Below are 19811 nucleotides of genomic sequence, written 5' to 3' on the forward strand. Positions count from 1 at the left end.
CCTACGAGCAGCGTTTCCAGGTCTGGTAGAACGCGCTGGAGCTGGAGTGGGTATTGGCGAACAGGGCGGCGCCGGAGGCGGAGCCGTTGCTCGTCAGCCGCACCTCGGTGTCCGACAGCTTGAAGAGGTCCTTGAAGGTGCTGCCGTACCGGGCACCGGCGGCGCTGAACGTCTGCCGGCTGAACTTGCGCAGCTTGACGCCGTACACGCGCTCGTTGATGTAGTCCGCGGTCGTCCCGTCGTAGTAGCCCGACATACCGGACACGCTGACGGGTGACCAGCCGGCGCCGGCGGTCCGGTCGTACCAGTGGAAACCGGCCTTTCCGGAGGCGTAGGTCATGTACTGCGAGATGACGTGGCCGGTCTTCGTCGTGTGCCCGATGTAGACGGGCGGGTTCTGGTGCGCCGAGTTGAGGTACTCGTACCAGAGCGATGCGCCCTGGAGGGTGCCGCCCACCGATGAACCCGAGGCGAAGCCCTGCTGGATCAGCTTGCTGGAGCGGTAACCGCCCAGACCGATCCACGGGGCCGCCAGTGTCCGGTTGGCGGCGCCGCAATTCCCGTAGTAGGTGGGGATGTTCTGGTCGTCGTAGACCTCGTTGTAGTTGGAGTGCCCGCCTGCCATGTAGCCGCCCCAGTTGCCGCTGTAGGAGGCGAAGCGCGGTGACGACAAGGGGGACGACCCCAGGCACGGCACCGACGGGAGTGTCTCGCGGTACCCCTGGTACTTCGCCCGCCACGCCGTCAGCGCCTTCGGGGTGTCCGGGGCGTCGAAGCCGTAGGCCCGTGCCGTCGCGGGAGCCGCGGTCTGCGGCCGGAATCCCCGGGGCGGCACGATGGTCGTCATGGTCGCGCCGCCCGGCAGACGGTACGTCAGTTCCTTGCCCGCCGCGGCTCGGACGGCTGCCGCGGCCGAGGGTGACACGGTCTTTCCGTCGGCCCCGACCAGACGTGTCCGGGTGGGGCTGAGGGTTGTGCATCCCTGGGCCGGCGCGGAACCGGCCACCGGTGCGGCTTGCGCGGGCGTCGCCACGTAGGCGGCAGCCGCCACCACCATCGAGCTTCCGATGACTAAGGCTTTCCGGACATGAGAGCTTGCAGTTACCCGAGTGGGCCTCATGCTTCTCCTTCGGAACGGGAAGAGGACACCAGCGGCCACGGCGCGTGCGCACCGGTGTCACTCACTGATGCCGACAGGGCCCGGGCGGCCCGACCGCCGACGGCGGTCACGACCTCGCGGCCCGAACCCCTGCGGTTCCGAAGCCCATACCGACGATGAACGAACTGTTCACGCCACCCAACCCCCGTCGTGTGCATGAAACTTCCCCGCACGTGTGTGACTCACCGGATCCGTGCGGTCAACGCATCGTACGGGGCGACGGGTAAAGCACGGGGCCCTGTATAGAAAACTTGTTCCCATCTTGCCCGGTCACCGGGACACCTCCGGCGCATTCCGGTGCGCTCCGGCGGCCTCCGGCCGGTTCCGGGATCGTGACACGCACTCGCCCGCGCCCGTTCAACCTCCGTTCGCTGATCTTTCTCCCGGCCACCGAACGATCTCGGCCATGCCTCATAAGACACGTGTCAACGCGGCCGCGTACGCCCTGTCGGCCGCCGCACTGCTCGCCGGCGTCTCCGCGCCCGCCGCGGTCGCGGCGCCCCTCGCGCACGCCCGCCACGCACACCGCATACCGTTCACCGCGGCACAGGTGACGGCTCAGAACGACGGCTCGTACCGCATCACCTGGACGGCGCCGGGCGTCCGCCGCGTCGCCGTGCGCGCCGACGGCCGCACCCTCGCCGCCGGCGGCTCCTCCGGCTCCGTCACCGTGCGCGGCCTGCCGGCCGCCGACCGGCAGTGGTTCGACCTCGTGCCGGACCGCGGCGAGGGCCTGCACCTGGCCGACCGCCTGATCAGGCTCCAGGGCACCGTCAACTTCCGGGACGCGGGCGGCTACCGCACCGAGGACGGCCACTGGGTGCGGATGGGCGCGGTCTACCGCTCCGACGCCCTGGTCCTTGCCCGCCGTGCTTGCGTCCCGCCCGTGGTCCGTTTCGTCACGGCCGGGACGCGGCCGCGTAGTTGACGCAATGCGCACGGGAAAAGGGGGCCCTCGCCGGGGGAGAATTCAGCCATGACCACCACCCCCACCACCGACACCACGGCCACCAGCCGCACCGCTGGGAACGCCCTTCCGCTGGCCGCCGGAGTGCTCACCGGCGTCCTCGCCCTTTACATCGCCCTCGTGGCCCTCGGGAACATCACCGACTTCGGCACGAACCAGCAGTTCGTGCGGCATGTGCTCGCGATGGACACGACGTTCAAGGACGACGACCTGATGTGGCGGGCGATCACCAGCACCGCGCTCCAGGACACCGCCTATGTCGCGATCATCGTGTGGGAGAGCATCGCCGCCCTCGTGCTGATCGGGGGCACGTACCTCTGGGCGCGGCGGGACTTCGAGCGGGCCCGGCGGTTCTCCACCTACGGGCTGCTGATGCTCGTCCTGCTCTTCGGTGCCGGGTTCATCGCCATCGGCGGGGAGTGGTTCTCCATGTGGCAGTCGAAGACCTGGAACGGGCTGGACGCGGCGACCCGGGTGTTCCTGCTCAGCGGGGTGGCGCTGATCGTCAACCAGCTGCCGGGCGGGCGGCGCGACGCTAGCTGACCACCGCCACCTTGGTGCCCGTGTCACCGAAGGACCACAGGGCGGCTCCGTCCTCCTTGTGGAGGCGGATGCCGCCCAGCTTCTTGCCGTCCGCGGGCGGCGGCGAGGAGCCGTCGAGGGCGTTGGAGAACGCTATGTTCACGCCGGACGCCTTGGTGAAGTACATGATGTGCTCGACCTCGACGCCGTCGGAGCCCTTGAGCGACTGGATGCGCAGGGTGACCGAGTAGCGGCCGGGCTGCGGGCTCACCGTGCCCGGCCACACCGTGAACGTACGGTTCGCCCTGCCGGTCGCGTCCACCAGCCATACGCGCTTCTCGCCGAGCGAGTAGACGATCCGGCGGCCCGTGCCGGACTCCTCCGGGAGCGCGGGCGGCGCCGGCGTCTTCGGCGCGGCGGGCGCGTGCGCGCCCGCCGACGCCGAGGGGCTCGGGCGGACGGCCGCGGCCGTGGGATGGAGCCCGTGGTCCGCCTGGACGGCGAGGACGACGACGGCAGCGGTCGCCCCCGCGGTCAGACCGGAGACCCAGGCCCACGAGGGCAGTCGGGCAGCCACGGGTACGCATCTCCTCCGCTACGGGGCCCCTCTCAGCACGAGGGTCGGATCATCGTACTCAGTCCGGGCTCAGTCCAGGACCGGCAGCAGGTCGGGCAGGTGGCCGTCGGAGGCCTCCGCCGCGCGCCGCCGTTCCTCGGACACCTCGCCGTACAGGGTCGTGCGCGGCCTGGCCGGGCGGCCCGCCGCCTCCGCCACCGCGATCAGGTCGCGGACCGACTTGTAGGAGCCGTAGGACGAACCCGCCATCCGGGAGATGGTCTCCTCCATGAGCGTGCCGCCCAGGTCGTTCGCCCCGGAGCGCAGCATCTCCGCCGCACCCTCGGTACCCAGTTTGACCCAGCTTGTCTGGATGTTGGGGATGTAAGGGTGCAGAAGGAGGCGGGCCATCGCCGTCACCGCCCGGTTGTCCCGCGTGGAGGGACCGGGGCGGGCGATGCCCGCCAGGTACACCGGTGCGTTGGTGTGGATGAAGGGAAGCGTCACGAACTCCGTGAAGCCGCCCGTCCGCTGCTGGATCCCGGCCAGCGTGCGCAGATGGCCGAGCCAGTGGCGGGGCTGGTCGACATGGCCGTACATCATCGTGGAGGAGGAGCGGATGCCCAGTTCATGGGCCGTCGTGATCACCTCGGTCCAGGTCGCCGTGGGCAGCTTGCCCTTGGTCAGCACCCAGCGGACCTCGTCGTCCAGGATCTCCGCCGCCGTGCCGGGCAGGGAGCCGAGACCGGCCTCCTTGGCGGCGGACAGCCACTCCCGGATCGACATCCCGGTGCGGGTCGCGCCGTTCACGACCTCCATCGGCGAGAACGCGTGCACATGCATGCCGGGGACCCGCTCCTTCACCGCCTTCGCGATGTCGAAGTACGCCGTCCCGGGCAGGTCGGGGTGGATGCCGCCCTGCATGCAGACCTCGACCGCGCCCACGTCCCACGCCTGCTGGGCGCGGTCGGCGACCTGGTCCAGGGAGAGGGTGTAGGCGTCCGCGTCGGTGCGGCGCTGGGCGAAGGCGCAGAAGCGGCAGCCCGTGTAGCAGACGTTGGTGAAGTTGATGTTGCGGGTGACGATGTAGGTGACGTCGTCGCCCACCGCCGACTTGCGCACGTCGTCCGCGACCCGGCACAGCGCGTCCAGCGCCGGGCCGTCCGCGTGCAGCAGGGCCAGCGCCTCGGCGTCCGTGAGCCGGGTGGGGTCGTCGGCCGCCGTGCGCAGCGCCTGGCGCACGTCCGTGTCGATGCGCTCGGGTGCCATGCCGGGGGCCGCCGCCTCGCGCAGCGCCTCCCAGTCGCCGTAGACCTCGTCGAAGTCGTCGCGCCGGTCGGCGGTGCGGCCCTCGGTGTCGATCGTGCGGTGCAGGTCCGTGCGGCCGGCGGGCACGAAGGCCTCCTCCGGCTCCTGCCACGGGTGTCCCTCGACCACCGCGTCCGGCAGGGCGAGGCCGGTCTCCGGGTCGGCGAGCGCGGCCAGGTGCGGGCGCAGCCGCGGGTCCAGCCAGGGTTCGCCGCGTTGCACGAACTCCGGGTAGACGCAGAGGCGTTCGCGCAGTGCGAAGCCGGCGGCCCGGGAGCGCTCGGTGAGTTCCTCGATCTGCGGCCAGGGGCGCTCGGGGTTGACGTGGTCGATGGTCAGGGGCGACACCCCGCCCCAGTCGTCGATGCCGGCGCCGATCAGCCGCTCGTACTCGGAGTCGACGAGGTTCGGCGGGGCCTGCAGGCAGCCGCTCGGGCCCATGATGTGCCGGGCGACGGCCACCGTGGCGACCAGGTCGTCCAGTTCGGCGTCCGGCATGCCGCGCATCGCCGTGTCCGGCTTGGCGCGGAAGTTCTGGATGATCAGTTCCTGGATGCCGTGATACGCGCGGGAGACCTTGCGCAGGGCGAAGAGGGACTCCGCGCGCTCCTCGTACGTCTCACCGATGCCGATCAGCAGGCCGGAGGTGAAGGGGACGGAGGAACGGCCCGCGTCCTCCAGCACCCGCAGCCGTACGGCCGGTTCCTTGTCCGGGGAGCCGTGGTGCGGGCCGCCGGGCTCGGACCACAGGCGGGTGGCCGTGGTCTCCAGCATCATGCCCATGCTCGGCGCGACCGGCTTCAGCCGCTGGAAGTCCGTCCAGGTCATGACGCCCGGATTGAGGTGGGGCAGCAGGCCCGTCTCCTCCAGGATGCGGATGGAGATGGCGCGGACGTAGGCGATGGTGTCGTCGTAGCCGTGTGCGTCCAGCCACTCGCGCGCCTCCGGCCAGCGGTCCTCGGGCTTGTCGCCGAGGGTGATGAGGGCTTCCTTGCAGCCGAGGGCGGCGCCCTTGCGGGCGATGTCCAGCACCTCGTCCGGGGACATGAACATCCCGTGGCCCGCCCGGCGCAGCTTGCCGGGGACGGTGACGAAGGTGCAGTAGTGGCACTTGTCCCGGCACAGCCGGGTGAGGGGGATGAAGACGCTCTTCGAGTAGGTGATGACGCCGGGCCTGCCCGCCGCCTCCAGGCCCGCGTCCCGCACCCGGGCGGCGGACGCGGCGAGGTCGGTCAGGGCCTCGCCGCGGGCCTGGAGGAGCACCGCCGCCTCGGCGACGTCGAGGGCGACGCCGTCCCGGGCACGTTTGAGGGCGCGACGCATGGAGTTCTCGGTGGGGCCGGTTCCGGAGGTCGCGGAAGTCGTCATCTCTTGAGCATACGGAGGGGCTCCGCCGGTTCGGCGGGGTCGGGGGGCTTTGAGGGGCCGCGGTGCATCCGGGGGCGGGCTCGTCACGGCCGGTCGCGGCCGCGCGGCGGAGCCGCACACGGATACCGCCCCGCGCCCCCGGGCCGGCCGGCCCCTCGCTCACAAGGACGGGGAGTACGCGTCCAGCAGTCGCAGCACCTCCGACTCCCCCGCGGACGGCAGCTGGACCACGGTCTCCTCGATGCCCAGTTCGACGTAGTGGGCGAGTTTGCCGGGGGTGGGCAGGACCGCGTACGGGACCACCTGAAGAGCGGACGGGTCGCGGCCGGCGTCCGCCCAGACGGACCGCAGCACGGGCAGCGCCTCGGTGAGCCCGCGTCCGCCGATCGGCAGCCAGCCGTCCGCGTACTCCGCGATGTGCGCGAAGAGTCTGGGCCCTGCCGCACCGCCGACCAGGGTGCGGGGGCCGACGACCGGTCCGCGCGGCTTCTGCACCGGCTTGGGGAACGCGAGGCTGGGCCGGACGCCGCCGAACTCACCGTCGAATCCCGCCGGCTCCTCGGACCACAGCGCCCGCATGAGGCCCATCCGGTCCCGGACCAGGTCCCGGCGGGTGCGCCACTCCACCCCGTGGTCGGCGGCCTCCTCCACGTTCCAGCCGTAGCCGACGCCGAGGGTGAAGCGGCCGCCGGAGAGGTGGTCGAGGGTGGCGATCTGCTTGGCCAGGCCGATCGGGTCGTGCTGGGCGACCAGCGTGATGCCGGTGCCGAGGCCCAGCCGCTCGGTCACGGCCGCGGCCTGGCCGAGCGCGACGAAGGGGTCGAGGGTGCGGCCGTACTCGCGCGGCAGATCGCCTCCGGCGGGGTACGGGGTGGTCCGCTCCACCGGGATGTGGGTGTGCTCGGGGAGGTACAGGCCGCTGTAGCCGCGGGCTTCCAGTTCGCGGGCCAGGCGCGTGGGGGTGATGGTCTCGTCCGTGAGGAAAATCGTGACGGCGATGCGCATGGGTCTTCTGTACCCGGTGCCGCCGCCACTGTCCATACCGACTGGTCGGGACTTCGGGCGGACGGTGGGGCCGGCCGATCACCGCCGTGGGTGAGGGCTCACCGCGGGTGCGGGTTCGCCGCGGCTTGTCGCGCCCGCGCGGCGGAGTCGCAAATCGGCACTGTCCCGCACCCCTCCGGTCGGCTTACGTTGGACGTGTGACGACGTTGCGCGGCACCTTGGCACCGGGCTCGCCCGACTATGTCTACCTTCCGGTCGAAGTGCCGGCCGGCATCCGCGAGTTGCACGTCTCCTACACCTACGACAAGCCCGCCGTCCCGGCCGGCACCCCCGGCAACGCCCTCGACATCGGTCTCTTCGACGAGCGCGGTACCGAGCTGGGCGGGCGGGGGTTCCGGGGCTGGTCGGGCGGGGCCAGGACCGAGTTCTTCGTACGGGCGGACGACGCGACCCCCGGCTATCTGCCCGGCCCGCTCACCCCCGGCACCTGGCACCTCGCCCTCGGCCCCTACACGGTGGCGCCGCAGGGGCTGTCGTACGAGGTGACGGTCACGCTCACCGCGGGGGAGCCGGGCGGGACCCCGCGGCCGGTGTTTCCGCCCGGCCGGGCGGCGGGCCGGGGCCGCGCCTGGTACCGGGGCGACTGCCATCTGCACTCCTGGCATTCGGACGGGCGCCGCACCCCGGCCGAGATCGCGGCGCTGGCCCGTGCGGCCGGCCTGGACTTCATCAACAGCTCCGACCACAACACGACCTCCTCGCACGCCCACTGGGCCGACGCGGCCGGCGAGGACCTGCTCGTGCTGCTGGGCGAGGAGGTCACCACCAGGAACGGGCATGTGCTGGCCCTCGGGACCGAGCCGGGCACCTTCGTCGACTGGCGGTACCGGGCCCGGGACGACCGCTTCGGCCGCTTCGCGCGCCGGATCCGGGAGGCCGGGGGGCTGGTCGTGCCGGCCCATCCGTACGCCACCTGTGTCGGGTGCGCCTGGAAGTTCGGGTTCGGGGAGGCGGACGCGGCCGAGGTGTGGAACGGGCCGTACACGCCCGACGACGAGGTCGCGCTGGCCGCCTGGGACGCCCGGCTCGTCGCCTCGGTGCGACGGGACCGGCGGTGGCTGCCGGCGATGGGCAACAGCGACGCCCACCGCGACCCGGACGTGATCGGACTGCCCCAGACGGTCGTCCTCGCCGACGACCTCACCCGGGAGGCGATCCAGCAGGGCATCCGCGCGGGCCGCTCGTACGTGGCCGAGTCGCGGCTGGTGGCCCTGGCGTTCACGGCCACCGCCGGGGAGGGCCGGCAGGCCGGCATCGGCGAGCGGCTGGCGGTGCCCGGCGACACCCCGGTCATGGTCCGGCTGGAGGTGTCCGGCGCCCCGCGCTGCTCGGTCCGCTTCGTCACCGACCAGGGCGTGCTGTTCACCAGCGATCCGCTGCCGGTGTCGGGCCAGGGGGTCGTCGAGTGGCGCACGACCCCGGCGTACGCGGCCTACGTACGGGCGGAAGTGCGCCACGAGACGGCCCTGGGGCCGGTTCCGGGGTCGCTGGCCGCGTTCACGAACCCCGTGTTCCTCGGCGCTGCTTGATCTGCGCGGCGGCCCACTCGGCCCACTCCCGGCGCATCGCGTTGAAGCGCAGGCCGTACTCCAGCGCGATCCGGCCGTGGACCGAGAGGTCGTCGTCGTCCCAGTCGATGGCCGCGTCGAGCTGCTGCAGCTGCCCGTACTCCGCCGCGGACATCTCGGCCAGGCCGGTCAGATAGACGCGGGCCTGCTCGGGCGGCAGCACACCGAGGAAGAAGACGCGCAGCAGGAGGTCGCTGCGGGTGTTGCGCTGGGGCGTGGTCCCGGTCAGCCAGTGGCGCAGCTCGGCCAGGCCGGCATCGGCGAGCGCGTACTCCTTGCGGCCGCGCGGCCCCTCCGCGGCGACCGTGATCAGTCCGGAGCCCGCCAGCCTGGTCAGCTCGGTGTAGATCTGGCTCTGGGTCGCCGGCCAGACGTTGGCCAGCGAGGTCTCGAACCGCTTCAGCAGGTCGTACCCGCTGGCGGGGCGCTCCGAGAGCAGGCCGAGCAGTGCGTGTTTGAGGCTCATGCCCTCAGCCTACCTTCTACCTTCCACTATTGACATGTCAGGATGTGACCTTCTAGTTTTGACATGTCAGAACAGACACCTGATGACCGGGGGAACCCCATGTCGTACCTGCGCACCTTCCTGCCGTGGATCGTCTTCGCCGTCATCCCCTCGGGGCAGTGGCAGTGGGGGGCCCTGGCCGCCCTGGTGATCGCCGTGGGCATCACCGCCCGGGAGAAGCGGGCCGGCGCCGGATTCGACGCACTCATCATCGAAACCGGCTCGGCGGCCTTCTTCGCCGTCCTCGCGGCCATCGCCTTCGCCGACCCGCACTCGGGCGTGCACGACTACTCCGCGGCACTCTCCTCCGGCACCCTCGCCGTCGTCGCCGGCGTCTCGCTGGCCATCGGGCGGCCGTTCACGCTGGGCATCGCCAAGCGCACCGCCCCGCGCGAGCTCTGGAACCTGAAGCCGTTCATCCGGGTCAACGTCGTCATCACCGCCGTCTGGACCGCCGCCTTCGTCCTGACCGCCGCCGTGCTCGCCGTGCTCGCCCACTCCGGGCACGCCCACACGACGCCCGCGACGATCGTCCAGATCGCCGGCTTCGCCGTCCCGATGGTCTTCACCGTCCGCTACGTCGCCCACGTCCAGGCCAAGGCCGGACAGGCCGCCCGATGAACCCGGGGCACCTCTTGGGCAACTACGCCCCGGTCACCGAGGAACTCACCGCGCACGACCTGCCGGTGACCGGCACGCTCCCGCCCGGGCTGGCCGGCTGGTACCTGCGCAACGGCCCGAACCCGGCCGACGCGGCGTCCGGGCACTGGTTCTTCGGTGACGGCATGGTGCACGGCGTCCGGCTGGAGAACGGCCGGGCCGCCTCCTACCGCAACCGCTGGGTGCGCACCTCCCGGTTCACCGACGGCGCCGGGATGTACGACGACCGGGGCGACCGGGACCTCAGCACCGGCCCGGCCAACACCCATGTCGTCCGGCACGCCGGCCGCACCCTGGCCCTGGTCGAGACCGCCCTGCCCTACGAGCTGACCCGTGACCTCGGCACCAAGGGCCCCTACGACTTCGGCGGCCGGCTGCGGACCGCGATGACGGCCCACCCGAAGACCTGCCCGGTCACCGGCGAACTGCACTTCTTCGGCTACGGCATGCTGGAGCCCGACCGCCTCACCTACCACCGGGCCGACGCCACAGGCGAGTTGGTGATCAGCAGGCCCGTGGAGGTGCCCGGGCCGACCATGCTGCACGACTTCGCGCTCACCGCCGGGCACGTCGTCTTCATGGACCTGCCCGTCGTCCTCGACGTCGAACTCGCCCTGACCGGCGGGACCATGCCCTACAGCTGGGACGACGGATACGGTGCCCGGCTCGGTGTGCTGCGCCGCGACGACCCGTACGGCGAGGTCCGGTGGTTCACGGTCGACCCCTGCTACGTCTTCCACACGCTCAACGCCTACGACGCGCCCGACGGCACCATCGTGCTGCACGTCATGCGCTACCCGGAGATGTGGCGGCGCGACGCGGACGGCGGCACGCGGGCGCAGCAGGCGGTGCTGTGGAAGTGGACCGTCGACCCGGTGCGCGCAACGGTGCGCGAGGAGCAGGCCGACGACCGACCGGGCGAGTTCCCGCGCGTCGACGACCGGCTGACCGGCCTCGCCGCCGCGCACGGGCACATGACGAGCGGCACCTCACTGGTCCGCTACGAGTTGTCCTCCGGGGCCGTCGCCGCACACGACTTCGGCCCCGGCCGCACTCCGGGCGAGGCCGCCTTCGCCCCCGCCGACGACACACCCGGCGGACCGGGCTGGCTCCTGACGTATGTCCACGACGCCGCCACCGACCGCAGCGACCTGGTCGTTCTGGACGCCGACGACCTCGCCGCGCCACCGGTCGCGACGGTCCACCTGCCGGCCCGGGTGCCGTTCGGCTTCCACGGCAGCTGGCTGGCCGACCGGGTTTCCTAGGCAGTGCCCTCACGGGTGGCCCGGCGCAGGGCGATGATCTCGGCGACCGCGTCCAGCCAGCGGGCGGCGCGGGTCTCGGACTCCGGGGTGACGGCGGTCTGCGCCGCGCCGCTCAGCCAGTCCCGCAGGATCGCGGCGGGCCCCGGGGACGGCAGCGGCTCCGGCAGCCCGGCCGCGTAGGCCAGGCCGCCGGCCCGGACGATCTCGGCGACGAACACCAGCGAGCGCGGCAGTACGCCGAGCCGGTCGAGGGTGACCGCGGCCGCCACGGCGCCGTCTCCGAACAGGGCCGTGCGGAAGGCGTCCTGGGTCAGGCCGTAGCGCAGCAGGACGGCGACGTCGGTGGCGGCCAGGACCTCGTCGTCGGTGCGGCTGTCGGGAGCAGGGGGCATGAGGGCCTCGGTTCCGGTCCGGTCAGCGGACGGTGATCGTGAAGACGTAGAGGGCGGCGTGGGAGTCCGGAGTGCCGGTGGCCGTGGGGTACGGCGACGGGGACACCGTGCCGCCGGGGGTGGCGGCCAGGGTGGGACGGTCGTCGGGGCCGGGGCCGGTGCACGTGTTCACCGGGCAGTGCAGCAGCCGTACCGTGGCCCTGCCGTGCGCCAGGGCGGTGAAATCGAAGGACTGGGTGCCCGTGGTGCCGCCGTCGAGGTGGTCGTCGCCCTTCCAGCGGTCCCGCATGCCCCGGTACTTCAGCACGGCCGCGTCCGGCTTCGGGTCGGTGAGGTACCAGTGCTCGCCGTAGCTGGGGGACGACGGGACGGTGAGGGAGAACCCCTTGCCCGGCCCGACGGTGACGGTCCGGTCCTCGGTGCCGTATTCGGCGGTCGCCCTGCCGGGGCCGGGCTCGGCGGTCACGCCGTGTGTGCCGGGCGTGCCGGGTCCGGCCGTGCCGCCGGTTCCGCCGTCCTTGCCGCACCCGGTGAGGGCGAGCAGGCACACGAGGGCGGCCGGGCCGAGGAGAAGTGCACGTGAGGTCATGGTCGGTCGCTGATTCCTGGGTTTCTCAGTCCTGGGGCAGGTGAACGGCATACGCGTCGGGCAGTCCGCTGTTGCTGGCCTTCGCCATGCCACCGTTGACGAAGTCCTCTTCGCTGACCCATGTGGTCCGGCCCCACGGGTTGTAGATCTCCAGCTTGTCACCCTCCTGGCCGACGATCATCATGGCGTGACCGGACCGCACGCCCTGGTCGTTGTAGCCCTCGACGCCGATGGGCACCGGCTTGCCGTCCGCCACCGCCTTCTCGATCTCCGGCAGGACGTTGCGCCGGGAGTCCGCGTCCCGCACCTCGTGCAGTGCGTAGGAGCTTCCCGTCTCCGGACTGATCTCCTTGTTGACGACCTCGGTCTTGCCGGTCAGGTCCATGCCGTTCCAGCCGGCGCCGCCGTGGCCCTCCTGGTGCACCCGGTGCTGTTCGTCCACCAGGCGCCGCCGGAAGGCCGCCGGGTCGTTCTCCTGCCCGCTGGGACCGCCGGTGAGTCCGAGGGCGTAGACGGGGTCGACCATGGCGCGGGCGGTGACGGTGGACGAGGCCACGCAGGTGCCCTCGCTGCCGTCGCCGCCCTGGGCCCACTGCTGGCCGTCGAAACTCTGCAGGGCGGTGTTGACGTTGGAGCCGTCGCCCCGCGTTCCCTCGTCCTTCAGACTGCCGCCCCCGGTGACGACCGGCGTCAGGTGCTGCTGCAGCCATGCCGGGTCCTTGCCGTGGATCTTCCCGTCGAACGTCGTGATGTCGTCGACGCCGTGGCCGGCGGCGAGGGCCTTCATGAGGTACGCCTTCTCCTGCGGCGACTTCGCGTTCGCCAGGAGGCCGTCCATCCGGGCCCGGTCGGCCGGGGAGAGCCTGTCCATGGCCCGGCCGGAGCGCTCCAGGTCGTTGGCGCTGAGGATCTCGTTGTAGTCGGCCGCACCGGCCTTGCCGCTGGTGTCGGCCAGCATCAGCCGGTCCACCGAGGTCAGCCGGCCCGTGTGCATCTTCCCGGCGCGTGCCTCGGCCGCCCACTTGTTCAGGTCCCGGGCCGCTGCGCGCACGGCGTCGTCCGCGGCGACGGCGGCCTTGTGCATCAGCCCGGCCCCGTCCGTGGCGACGGTCCGGGCCGCGGCGAGGGCCTTCTTCTCCTCGGCCTTCTCCTCGTCGGTCTCGATCAGGCGGCCGAGGTCGAAGAAGCTGTCCTTGGGGCCGAGTTGCTGCTTGGCCTGCTGCATCCTGGCGCGGCCGTCGGCATCCTGCTTCTGTGCGTGTCCGAGCGCGTCGGCCAGCGTGAGCAGTGCCTTCGCGCCGCCCTGGAACGCCTCGGCCATCTTTGTCGCGGCCCGGGCGGCGGCGCCCACCGCGTCGGAGGCCAGGACGCTGGTGTCGCCGACCCAGACCTCCGGCAGCCCCTTGCGGGCCACCTTGTCCGCGCGGTCGTGCACGTCCCCGGCCTTGTCGACCTGGCCGCGGTAGCTCTTGCCCAGCGATTCGAGGGTGGCCGTGTCGCCCACCGGTGCGGAGACGAGGAGCGCGCCGTCGATCTGGTCCAGCAGGTCGTTCTTGGACCCGGCCTTGGGGATGCTCCGGCACAGATCGGCCAGCCAGGAACGGCGGCCGGCCGGGGAGTCCAGGAGGCTCAGGGGGTTCAGGGGGATGAGGAATCCCGTCATCGGCCGGCCCTCAGTAGCTCGACAGGGCCGACGGGCGGTCGGCGTGGGCCGGCATGGTGGTGACGCCGTTCCCGCCGACGGGCACGGCCTCGGTCCGCGTCGCCGCGGCGTGGTCGGCCCCGCCGTACGCCCCCTTGGAGAGGCGGACCTTGTCCGCGAGTTCGTGCAGCGCCGATTCCAGCGTGGACGCTTCCGCCTCCCAGGCAGCGGCGAACGCGTTGAACGCCTCGCTCGCCTCGGAGCCGCCCAGAGCGTCCTGCGTGTAGCACATGACGGGGCTGATCGCCCTGCTGATGTGTCCCGCGTCCTCGCCGGCGCCGTCCAGTTCCTTCGCCTGCCCGGACACACCTGACTTGACCGTGTAGCCGTCCGAAGACGCGCCCATCACGTTCCCCCGTTGCGATAGATCATGAACGCGGGGGAGGCTAACACGCGCCTCTCGTACACCCGTCCGCGAAGCACACAGCCCCCACAGGGCTGCCACAGCATCCGCCGGCGGCATCCGGGCGGTGCGCGCCCGTGCAGGATCTCAGCAGATCAGGAGAGTCCCAGACATGTCGTCCCAGGCCGGCCTCAAGCAGCGGATCGTCACCCGCTTCCAGCGTCATCTTGCCAACCCGCTGAACCGGCGCCTGCCGTTCCAGACCCTCCTGGAGACCACCGGCCGCTCCTCCGGCCTGCCCCGGCCCACGCCGGTGGGCGGGCGACGGGTCGGCGACTCCTTCTGGATCGTCTCGGAGTTCGGGTTCAAGTCGCAGTACGTGCGCAACATCCAGGCCGACCCGAAGGTCCGTGTCCGCATCGGCGGGCGCTGGCACCACGGCACCGCCCTCCTCCTTCCGGAGGACGACGCCGTGGCCCGGCTGCGCGCCCTGCCCCGCTTCAACAGCGCGGCCGTGCGGGCGTTCGGCACCGATCTGCTGACGGTGCGGGTGGATCTGGCGGACTGAGGCCGCTCACCCCGGCCACACGATCGACTGCACCTCGCTGTAGGCGTGCAGGGCGTAGGAGCCCACGTCCCGGCCGACCCCGCTCTGCTTGAAGCCGCCGAAGGGCGCCTCCATGTTGCGGCCGACCGTGTTGACGCCCACGCCGCCGGCCCGCAGCCGCCGGGCCACCCGGAAGGCCCGGGCCACGTCGCCCGACCAGACGTAGTCGATCAGGCCGTAGTCGGAGTCGTTGGCGCGGGCCACGCCCTCGTCCTCCTCGTCGAAGGGGATGACCGACACCACCGGCCCGAAGATCTCCTCCCGCGCCACCCGCATGTCGTCGGTGCAGTCGGCCAGCAGGGCCGGGGCGACGTGGAATCCCCTTTCCAGCGGCGGGCGTTCACCGCCGGTGACCACCGTCGCCCCTTCCTTGCGTCCCAGCTCGATGTACGACTCCACCCGCGCCCGGTGCTCGGCGGAGATCAGCGGCCCCACGACGGTGTCCGGCTCCCTCGGGTCACCGACCTTCAACCTCCTCGCATAAGCGGCCAGTTGCTCGACGAGCCGGTCGTACACCCCCCGCTGCGCCAGCACCCGGGTCGGCGCCGTGCAGATCTGCCCGCTGTAGAAGGAGAACGTCGTCCCGATCCCGGCCACCGCCGACGCGAGGTCGGCGTCGTCGAAGACCAGGGCCGCGCCCTTGCCGCCCAGCTCCATCAACTGGCGCTTCATGTCCCGCCCGCACACCTCGGCGATACGCCGGCCGACGGCGGTGGATCCGGTGAAGCTCACCATGTCGACGTCGGGGGAGGCGACGGCAGCCTCGCCGACCTCGGTGGAGCGGGCGGAGACCACGTTCACCACACCGGCCGGTGCGCCCGCCTCCTCCAGCGCCTGCGCCATCCGGTAGACGGACAGCGGGTCCTGCGGGGCCGGTTTCACGACCACCGTGTTGCCCATCGCCAGTGCGGGGGCGACCTTGCCCACCGGGTTCGCCCACGGGTTGTTGTAGGAGGTGATGCAGGTGACGACCCCGACGGGCTGGCGCACGGCCAGCGCCCCCATCACGGCCGCCCCGCCCATCGGCCCGGCCTCGTTGATCTGCGGCGGGATCGCCCACTCGGCCGGCTCCACGCGCGCGTACCGCCGGAAACGGGCCACTGCCACCCCGACCTGCATCGCCCGCGCCGTCCCGGTGGTGGCGCCGGTCTCCGCCCGGGCCAGTTCGGCGTACGGCCCGAACCGGCCGGCGATGATGTCCGCCGCCCGCCCGAGCACCGCCGCCCGCTCCTGCGGCGCCGTACGCGACCACGGCCCGAACGCCTCCCGGGCCGCCGCGCAGGCGGCCTCCGCCTGCGCCACGGAGGCCTCCGGCGCCTGCCCCACCGTCTCCTCGGTGGCCGGGTCGACCACCGGGTAGTACCCGGCGTCCGGCTCGGTCCACTCGCCCCCGATGAACAGCCGCTGTCCGTCCGTCACCTGGTGCTCACCGTCCCGGTGTCCCGGCCGGAGCGCAGCACCCTGCCGGGTACCGCCCCGCTCACCACGTCGTCCCGGATCGCCTCGACGCCGTTGACCCAGACGGCCCGCACGCCGAGCGCCCTGGAGTCCAGCCTGGGGCTGTCACCCGGCAGGTCGTGCACCAGGGTGGCCTGGCCGGCGTCGATCCGCTCCGGGTCGAAGAGGACCAGGTCGGCGTGCCAGCCCTCCCGGATCCGGCCGCGCTCGCGCAGCCCGAAGAGCCGCGCCGGGTCGTCGGTCAGCATCTTCACCGCCTGCTCCAGGCCGACCAGCTTCCGGCCGCGCAGACAGTCCCCGAGGAACCGGGTGGTGTACGGCGCCCCGCACATCCGGTCCAGGTGCGCGCCCGCGTCCGAGCCGCCGAGCAGCACGTCCTCGTGCTGCCAGGTCTCGGCGCGCAGGGCCCAGGAGGCGGGGTCGTTGTCGCTGGGCATCGGCCACAGGACCGTACGCAGCTCGTCGTTGGCGCAGATCTCCACCAGGCAGCCGAAGGGGTCCTGCCCGCGCTCGGCGGCGATGTCCCGGACGACCCGGCCGGTGAGCCCGCGGTTGGCCTCGCTGTACGTGTCCCCGATGACGTACCGCCCGAAATCGGCGAGCCGCCGGAAGACGCCCGCCTCCTTCGAGGTGGCCCGCCGCAGCATCTCGCTCCGGACCCCGGGGTCGCGGAGCCTGGCGATCCGCTCGGGCACGGGCAGTCCGAGGACCGGTCCCCACCCGGGGATGAGGTTGAGGGCGCAGAAGGTCCCCAGGGACATGTTCATCGGGGTGAGGATCGGCATGGTGAGCGCCACCACGCGCCCGCCCGCCTTCCGCGCCCGCTCGCCGGCGCTCAGCTGCCGCGGCACCCGCTCGGGAACGGCCGCGTCGATGGTCAGGACGTTCCAGTTCAGGGGCCGTCCCGCCGCCGCGCTCATCTCCGCGAACAGATCGATCTCGGCGTCGCTGAACTGGTCCAGGCAGCCGGCGACGATCGCCTCGATCTGCGTGCCCTCGTGCTCCCCGACGGCCCGGGCCAGGGCCAGCAGCTCCTCCGGCCGGGCGTGCCGGGAGGCCACGGGCTGCCCGTCGCCGTCGGAGTGCGTACTGGACTGGGTGGTGGACAGCCCCCAGGCGCCGGCGTCCATGGCCTCGTGGAACAGCCGGAGCATCTGCCGGAGCTGCTCGCCGCTCGGCTGCCCGCCGACCGCCCCGGGCCCCATGGCATACCGCCGCAGCGCACAGTGCCCCACCATGAACCCGGCGTTGACCGCGATCCGCCCCTCCAGGGCGTCCAGGTACTCCCCGAAGGAGTGCCAGCTCCACGGCGCCCCCTGCTCCAGGGCGACCAGGGACATGCCCTCCACCTTGGACATCATCCGCCGGGTGTAGTCGGCGTCCTCGGGACGGTCGGGGTGGAGCGGGGCGAGCGTGAACCCGCAGTTCCCGGCGGCGACGGTGGTCACCCCGTGGTTGAGGGAGGGAGTGGCGTACGGGTCCCAGAAGAGCTGGGCGTCGTAGTGGGTGTGCGGGTCGACGAAGCCGGGGGCGAGGACGAGGCCGTCGGCGTCCTCGGCCGTGCGGGCGTCCTCGGTGACCTTGCCGACGACGGCGAGACGCCCACCGCGTATGCCGACGTCGGCGGTGAAGGCGGGCGCACCGGTGCCGTCCACGACGGTGACGCCCTTGATGAGGTGATCGAGCACAGAGGGCTCCTTTTCAGCGCAGGTGCGTCGAACTCCCTGAGGGGCGAGGGAACCGCGCGGGCCACCGCAGCCGGCCCGCAGCCGCCGGCAGTGGCTAGACGGCCGCCCGGAACCGCGAGGTCCGGTGAACGGGATCCGTGTCGATCTTGGGGATCACGTGCTCCCCGATCAGCCGGATCGTCTGCAGCGTCTCCTCCTTCGGCACCCCCACCGGCAGCCCGAAGCTCAGCTGATCCGCCCCGGCCTGCTCCCACCGTTTGCACTGCCGCAGCACCTCGTCCGGGTCCCCGCAGATCAGCAGCTCCTCCTCGATGAGCAGCTCCACGAACTCCGGCGTGTACCGGGGCAGCGTCTCGGGCCACTCGGGGAAGCCCTCCGGCCGGGGGAAGGTGTCGTGGTACCGGAACACCAGCGAGGGCAGGTAGTGCAGCCCGCCGTTCACGGCGATCTCGATCGCCTCGGCGTGCGTCGGTGCGCAGATCGCCGTGGTCGTCACCATCACGTTGTCGTTGACGAAGTCCCCGACCGGCTCGGCGTTCACGACCGCCGTCTTGTACTGCTCCAGCACCCACTCCATGTCGGAGACCTTCTGGATGCTGAAGCCGAGGACGCCGAGCCCCTTCTTCGCGGCCATGGCGTACGACGGCGGCGACCCGGCCGCGTACCACATCGCCGGATGCGACTTCCCGTACGGCTTCGGGAGGACCTTGCGCGGCGGCAGCTGCCAGTGCTTGCCCTGGAAGCCGGCGTACTCGTCCTGGAGCCACATCTTCGGGAACTCGGCGATGGTCTCCTCCCAGATCTCCTTCGTGTGGTTCATGTCGGTGATGCCGGGCAGGAAGCCGAGGATCTCGTGGCTGCCGGCGCCCCGGCCGCTGCCGAACTCGAAGCGTCCCTCGCTGAGGTGGTCCAGCATGGCGACCTTCTCGGCGACCTTCACCGGATGGTTGACCTGGGCGAGCGGGTTGAAGATCCCGGAGCCCAGGTGGATCCGCTCGGTCGCGTGGGCGAGGTAGCCGAGGAAGACGTCGTTGGCGGAGAGGTGCGAGTACTCCTCCAGGAAGTGGTGCTCGGAGGCCCAGGCGTACTTGAAGCCGGACCTGTCCGCCTGGATGACGTACTCGGTCTCCTCCATCAGTGCCTTGTGCTCGGCCAGCGGGTCGGTCTCGGCGCGCTTGCCCACATATCCCTGTACAAAGAGCCCGAATTCCACGGCGGTCCACCGTCCCGGAGTATTTCTGACGTACCGTCAGATCCTGTTGATTGGCCGACTGTCGCACCGGCCGCCGTGACCGTCAATAGCTGACGCCGCGTCAGATGACACTGACCCCCGCGAGCCATCCGCCGTCGATCACGAACGGCTGCCCGGTGATGTACGAGGAGTCGTCCGAGGTCAGGAAGAGGGCCAGCCGGGCCACCTCCGCCGGCTGTCCGACCCGGCCCAGCGGCACGAGCTTGCGGTACAGCTCGTCCAGGGCCCGGCTCATCTCCTCCGGGTCCGCGTCCGGGTCCAGCCGGGCCGGGTTGGACATCGGGGTGTCGATGGCGCCCGGGCAGACCGCGTTGACCCGGATCCGCCTGCCCGCCAGCTCCAGCGCGGCCACCCGGGTCAGCCCGAGCACGGCGTGTTTGGTGGCGGTGTAGGTCCCCACGGCCGCCATCCCGGTGAGCGCGGTGTAGGAAGCGGTGTTGACGATGGTCCCACCGTCCGCCATCTCCGGTGCGACGGTCTTCATCCCCAGGAAGCAGCCGACCTGGTTGACCTGCACGACCTGCATGAACTCGTCCAGCGGGGTGTCCACCAGGGCGTTGAAGCGCAGGATGCCCGCGTTGTTCACCAGCCCGTCGATACGCCCGTACGCCTGCTTGACGGCGGCGACGGCCTCCCGCCACCCGTCCTCCGAGCCCACGTCGAGATGGACGTAGAGGGCCCCTATCTCCTTGGCGAGGGCCTCCCCCTGGTCGTCCAGCACGTCCGCGACCACGACCCGCGCGCCCTCCTGCCGGAAGAGCCGCGCCTCCTGCTCGCCCTGTCCGCGTGCCGCCCCGGTGATGACGACGACCCGCCCGTCCAGCTTGCCCATGCCCG

General features: G+C 72.0%; 19 protein-coding genes. 6 read left to right on the plus strand and 13 right to left on the minus strand.

From position 1 onward, the window contains the following. Position 1: 1 nt before the first annotated feature. Positions 2 to 925 carry a hypothetical protein gene (locus ACZ7P3_RS23525; RefSeq protein ID WP_472084690.1) on the minus strand — a complete coding sequence of 308 codons (924 nt, stop codon included), beginning with the start codon at positions 923 to 925 and terminating at the stop codon, positions 2 to 4. Between the two features lie 640 nt (positions 926 to 1565). Here ACZ7P3_RS23525 and ACZ7P3_RS23530 point away from each other — a divergent pair. Together ACZ7P3_RS23530 and ACZ7P3_RS23535 are read left to right on the plus strand one after the other, a co-directional pair. Next, positions 1566 to 2087 (plus strand): tyrosine-protein phosphatase, encoded by a 522-nt coding sequence (locus ACZ7P3_RS23530; protein WP_472084692.1) that lies wholly within the window; start codon positions 1566 to 1568, stop codon positions 2085 to 2087. A gap of 48 nt (positions 2088 to 2135) precedes the next feature. Further along, on the plus strand, positions 2136 to 2669 hold the full coding sequence (locus ACZ7P3_RS23535) for a DUF2165 domain-containing protein (RefSeq protein ID WP_472084694.1): 534 nt from the start codon (positions 2136 to 2138) through the stop codon (positions 2667 to 2669). On the opposite strand, the gene ACZ7P3_RS23540 is transcribed toward ACZ7P3_RS23535, so the two are convergent. The 3 genes from ACZ7P3_RS23540 to ACZ7P3_RS23550 form a co-directional block, all read right to left on the minus strand. Beyond that, entirely contained in the window at positions 2662 to 3225 is a 564-nt protein-coding gene (locus ACZ7P3_RS23540; RefSeq protein ID WP_472084696.1) for a hypothetical protein, read from the minus strand. The genes ACZ7P3_RS23535 and ACZ7P3_RS23540 overlap by 8 nt on opposite strands. Positions 3226 to 3294: 69 nt before the next feature. Next, positions 3295 to 5880: a bifunctional FO biosynthesis protein CofGH gene (locus tag ACZ7P3_RS23545; protein WP_472084698.1), complete on the minus strand. Its 2586-nt coding sequence runs from the start codon at positions 5878 to 5880 to the stop codon at positions 3295 to 3297. A gap of 159 nt (positions 5881 to 6039) precedes the next feature. Beyond that, a complete protein-coding gene (locus tag ACZ7P3_RS23550) occupies positions 6040 to 6885 on the minus strand; it encodes an LLM class F420-dependent oxidoreductase (RefSeq protein ID WP_472084700.1) in 846 nt (281 codons plus the stop codon). 197 nt (positions 6886 to 7082) lie between these two features. Between ACZ7P3_RS23550 and ACZ7P3_RS23555 the strand changes: the two genes are divergently transcribed. Continuing rightward, positions 7083 to 8474: a CehA/McbA family metallohydrolase gene (locus ACZ7P3_RS23555; RefSeq protein WP_472084702.1), complete on the plus strand. Its 1392-nt coding sequence runs from the start codon at positions 7083 to 7085 to the stop codon at positions 8472 to 8474. Here ACZ7P3_RS23555 and ACZ7P3_RS23560 read toward each other — a convergent pair. Continuing rightward, positions 8443 to 8979 carry a PadR family transcriptional regulator gene (locus ACZ7P3_RS23560; RefSeq protein ID WP_472084704.1) on the minus strand — a complete coding sequence of 179 codons (537 nt, stop codon included), beginning with the start codon at positions 8977 to 8979 and terminating at the stop codon, positions 8443 to 8445. The two genes, ACZ7P3_RS23555 and ACZ7P3_RS23560, sit on opposite strands and share 32 nt — an antisense overlap. 63 nt (positions 8980 to 9042) lie before the next feature. Here ACZ7P3_RS23560 and ACZ7P3_RS23565 point away from each other — a divergent pair, with 63 nt between their 5' ends. Next, on the plus strand, positions 9043 to 9639 hold the full coding sequence (locus ACZ7P3_RS23565; protein ID WP_472084706.1) for a DUF3159 domain-containing protein: 597 nt from the start codon (positions 9043 to 9045) through the stop codon (positions 9637 to 9639). After that, entirely contained in the window at positions 9636 to 10943 is a 1308-nt protein-coding gene (locus ACZ7P3_RS23570) for a carotenoid oxygenase family protein (RefSeq protein ID WP_472084708.1), read from the plus strand. The genes ACZ7P3_RS23565 and ACZ7P3_RS23570 overlap by 4 nt, the downstream gene beginning before the upstream one ends. On the opposite strand, the gene ACZ7P3_RS23575 is transcribed toward ACZ7P3_RS23570, so the two are convergent. Genes ACZ7P3_RS23575 through ACZ7P3_RS23590 form a run of 4 tightly spaced genes read right to left on the minus strand, consistent with a single transcriptional unit; the run spans position 10940 to position 13972 of the window. After that, positions 10940 to 11335, minus strand: coding sequence for a hypothetical protein (locus ACZ7P3_RS23575; protein WP_472084710.1), 396 nt, complete (start codon positions 11333 to 11335; stop codon positions 10940 to 10942). The two genes, ACZ7P3_RS23570 and ACZ7P3_RS23575, sit on opposite strands and share 4 nt — an antisense overlap. Positions 11336 to 11357: 22 nt before the next feature. After that, positions 11358 to 11924, minus strand: a complete 567-nt coding sequence (locus ACZ7P3_RS23580) for a hypothetical protein (RefSeq protein WP_472084712.1) — start codon at positions 11922 to 11924, stop codon at positions 11358 to 11360. A 25-nt stretch (positions 11925 to 11949) separates the two neighbouring features. Continuing rightward, positions 11950 to 13587 carry a peptidoglycan-binding protein gene (locus tag ACZ7P3_RS23585; protein WP_472084714.1) on the minus strand — a complete coding sequence of 546 codons (1638 nt, stop codon included), beginning with the start codon at positions 13585 to 13587 and terminating at the stop codon, positions 11950 to 11952. A 10-nt stretch (positions 13588 to 13597) separates the two neighbouring features. Further along, a complete protein-coding gene (locus tag ACZ7P3_RS23590) occupies positions 13598 to 13972 on the minus strand; it encodes a hypothetical protein (RefSeq protein WP_472084716.1) in 375 nt (124 codons plus the stop codon). A 169-nt stretch (positions 13973 to 14141) separates the two neighbouring features. On the opposite strand from ACZ7P3_RS23590, the gene ACZ7P3_RS23595 reads away from it, so the two are divergent. Continuing rightward, the gene (locus tag ACZ7P3_RS23595; RefSeq protein ID WP_472084718.1) at positions 14142 to 14537 is read left to right on the plus strand and encodes a nitroreductase family deazaflavin-dependent oxidoreductase; all 396 of its coding nucleotides are present in this window, start codon (positions 14142 to 14144) and stop codon (positions 14535 to 14537) included. A 6-nt stretch (positions 14538 to 14543) separates the two neighbouring features. Here ACZ7P3_RS23595 and ACZ7P3_RS23600 read toward each other — a convergent pair whose 3' ends face one another. From ACZ7P3_RS23600 to ACZ7P3_RS23615, 4 genes are all read right to left on the minus strand, one after another. Continuing rightward, positions 14544 to 15995 (minus strand): aldehyde dehydrogenase family protein, encoded by a 1452-nt coding sequence (locus ACZ7P3_RS23600; protein WP_472084720.1) that lies wholly within the window; start codon positions 15993 to 15995, stop codon positions 14544 to 14546. Next, positions 15992 to 17722, minus strand: a complete 1731-nt coding sequence (locus tag ACZ7P3_RS23605; RefSeq protein ID WP_472084722.1) for an N-acyl-D-amino-acid deacylase family protein — start codon at positions 17720 to 17722, stop codon at positions 15992 to 15994. The genes ACZ7P3_RS23600 and ACZ7P3_RS23605 overlap by 4 nt, the downstream gene beginning before the upstream one ends. Before the next feature lie 94 nt (positions 17723 to 17816). After that, the gene (locus ACZ7P3_RS23610) at positions 17817 to 18935 is read right to left on the minus strand and encodes an LLM class flavin-dependent oxidoreductase (protein WP_472084724.1); all 1119 of its coding nucleotides are present in this window, start codon (positions 18933 to 18935) and stop codon (positions 17817 to 17819) included. Between the two features lie 100 nt (positions 18936 to 19035). After that, the gene (locus ACZ7P3_RS23615; protein WP_472084726.1) at positions 19036 to 19806 is read right to left on the minus strand and encodes an SDR family NAD(P)-dependent oxidoreductase; all 771 of its coding nucleotides are present in this window, start codon (positions 19804 to 19806) and stop codon (positions 19036 to 19038) included. Between the last annotated feature and the right edge of the window lie 5 nt (positions 19807 to 19811).

Source organism: Streptomyces sp. NPDC107581 (assembly GCF_055657175.1).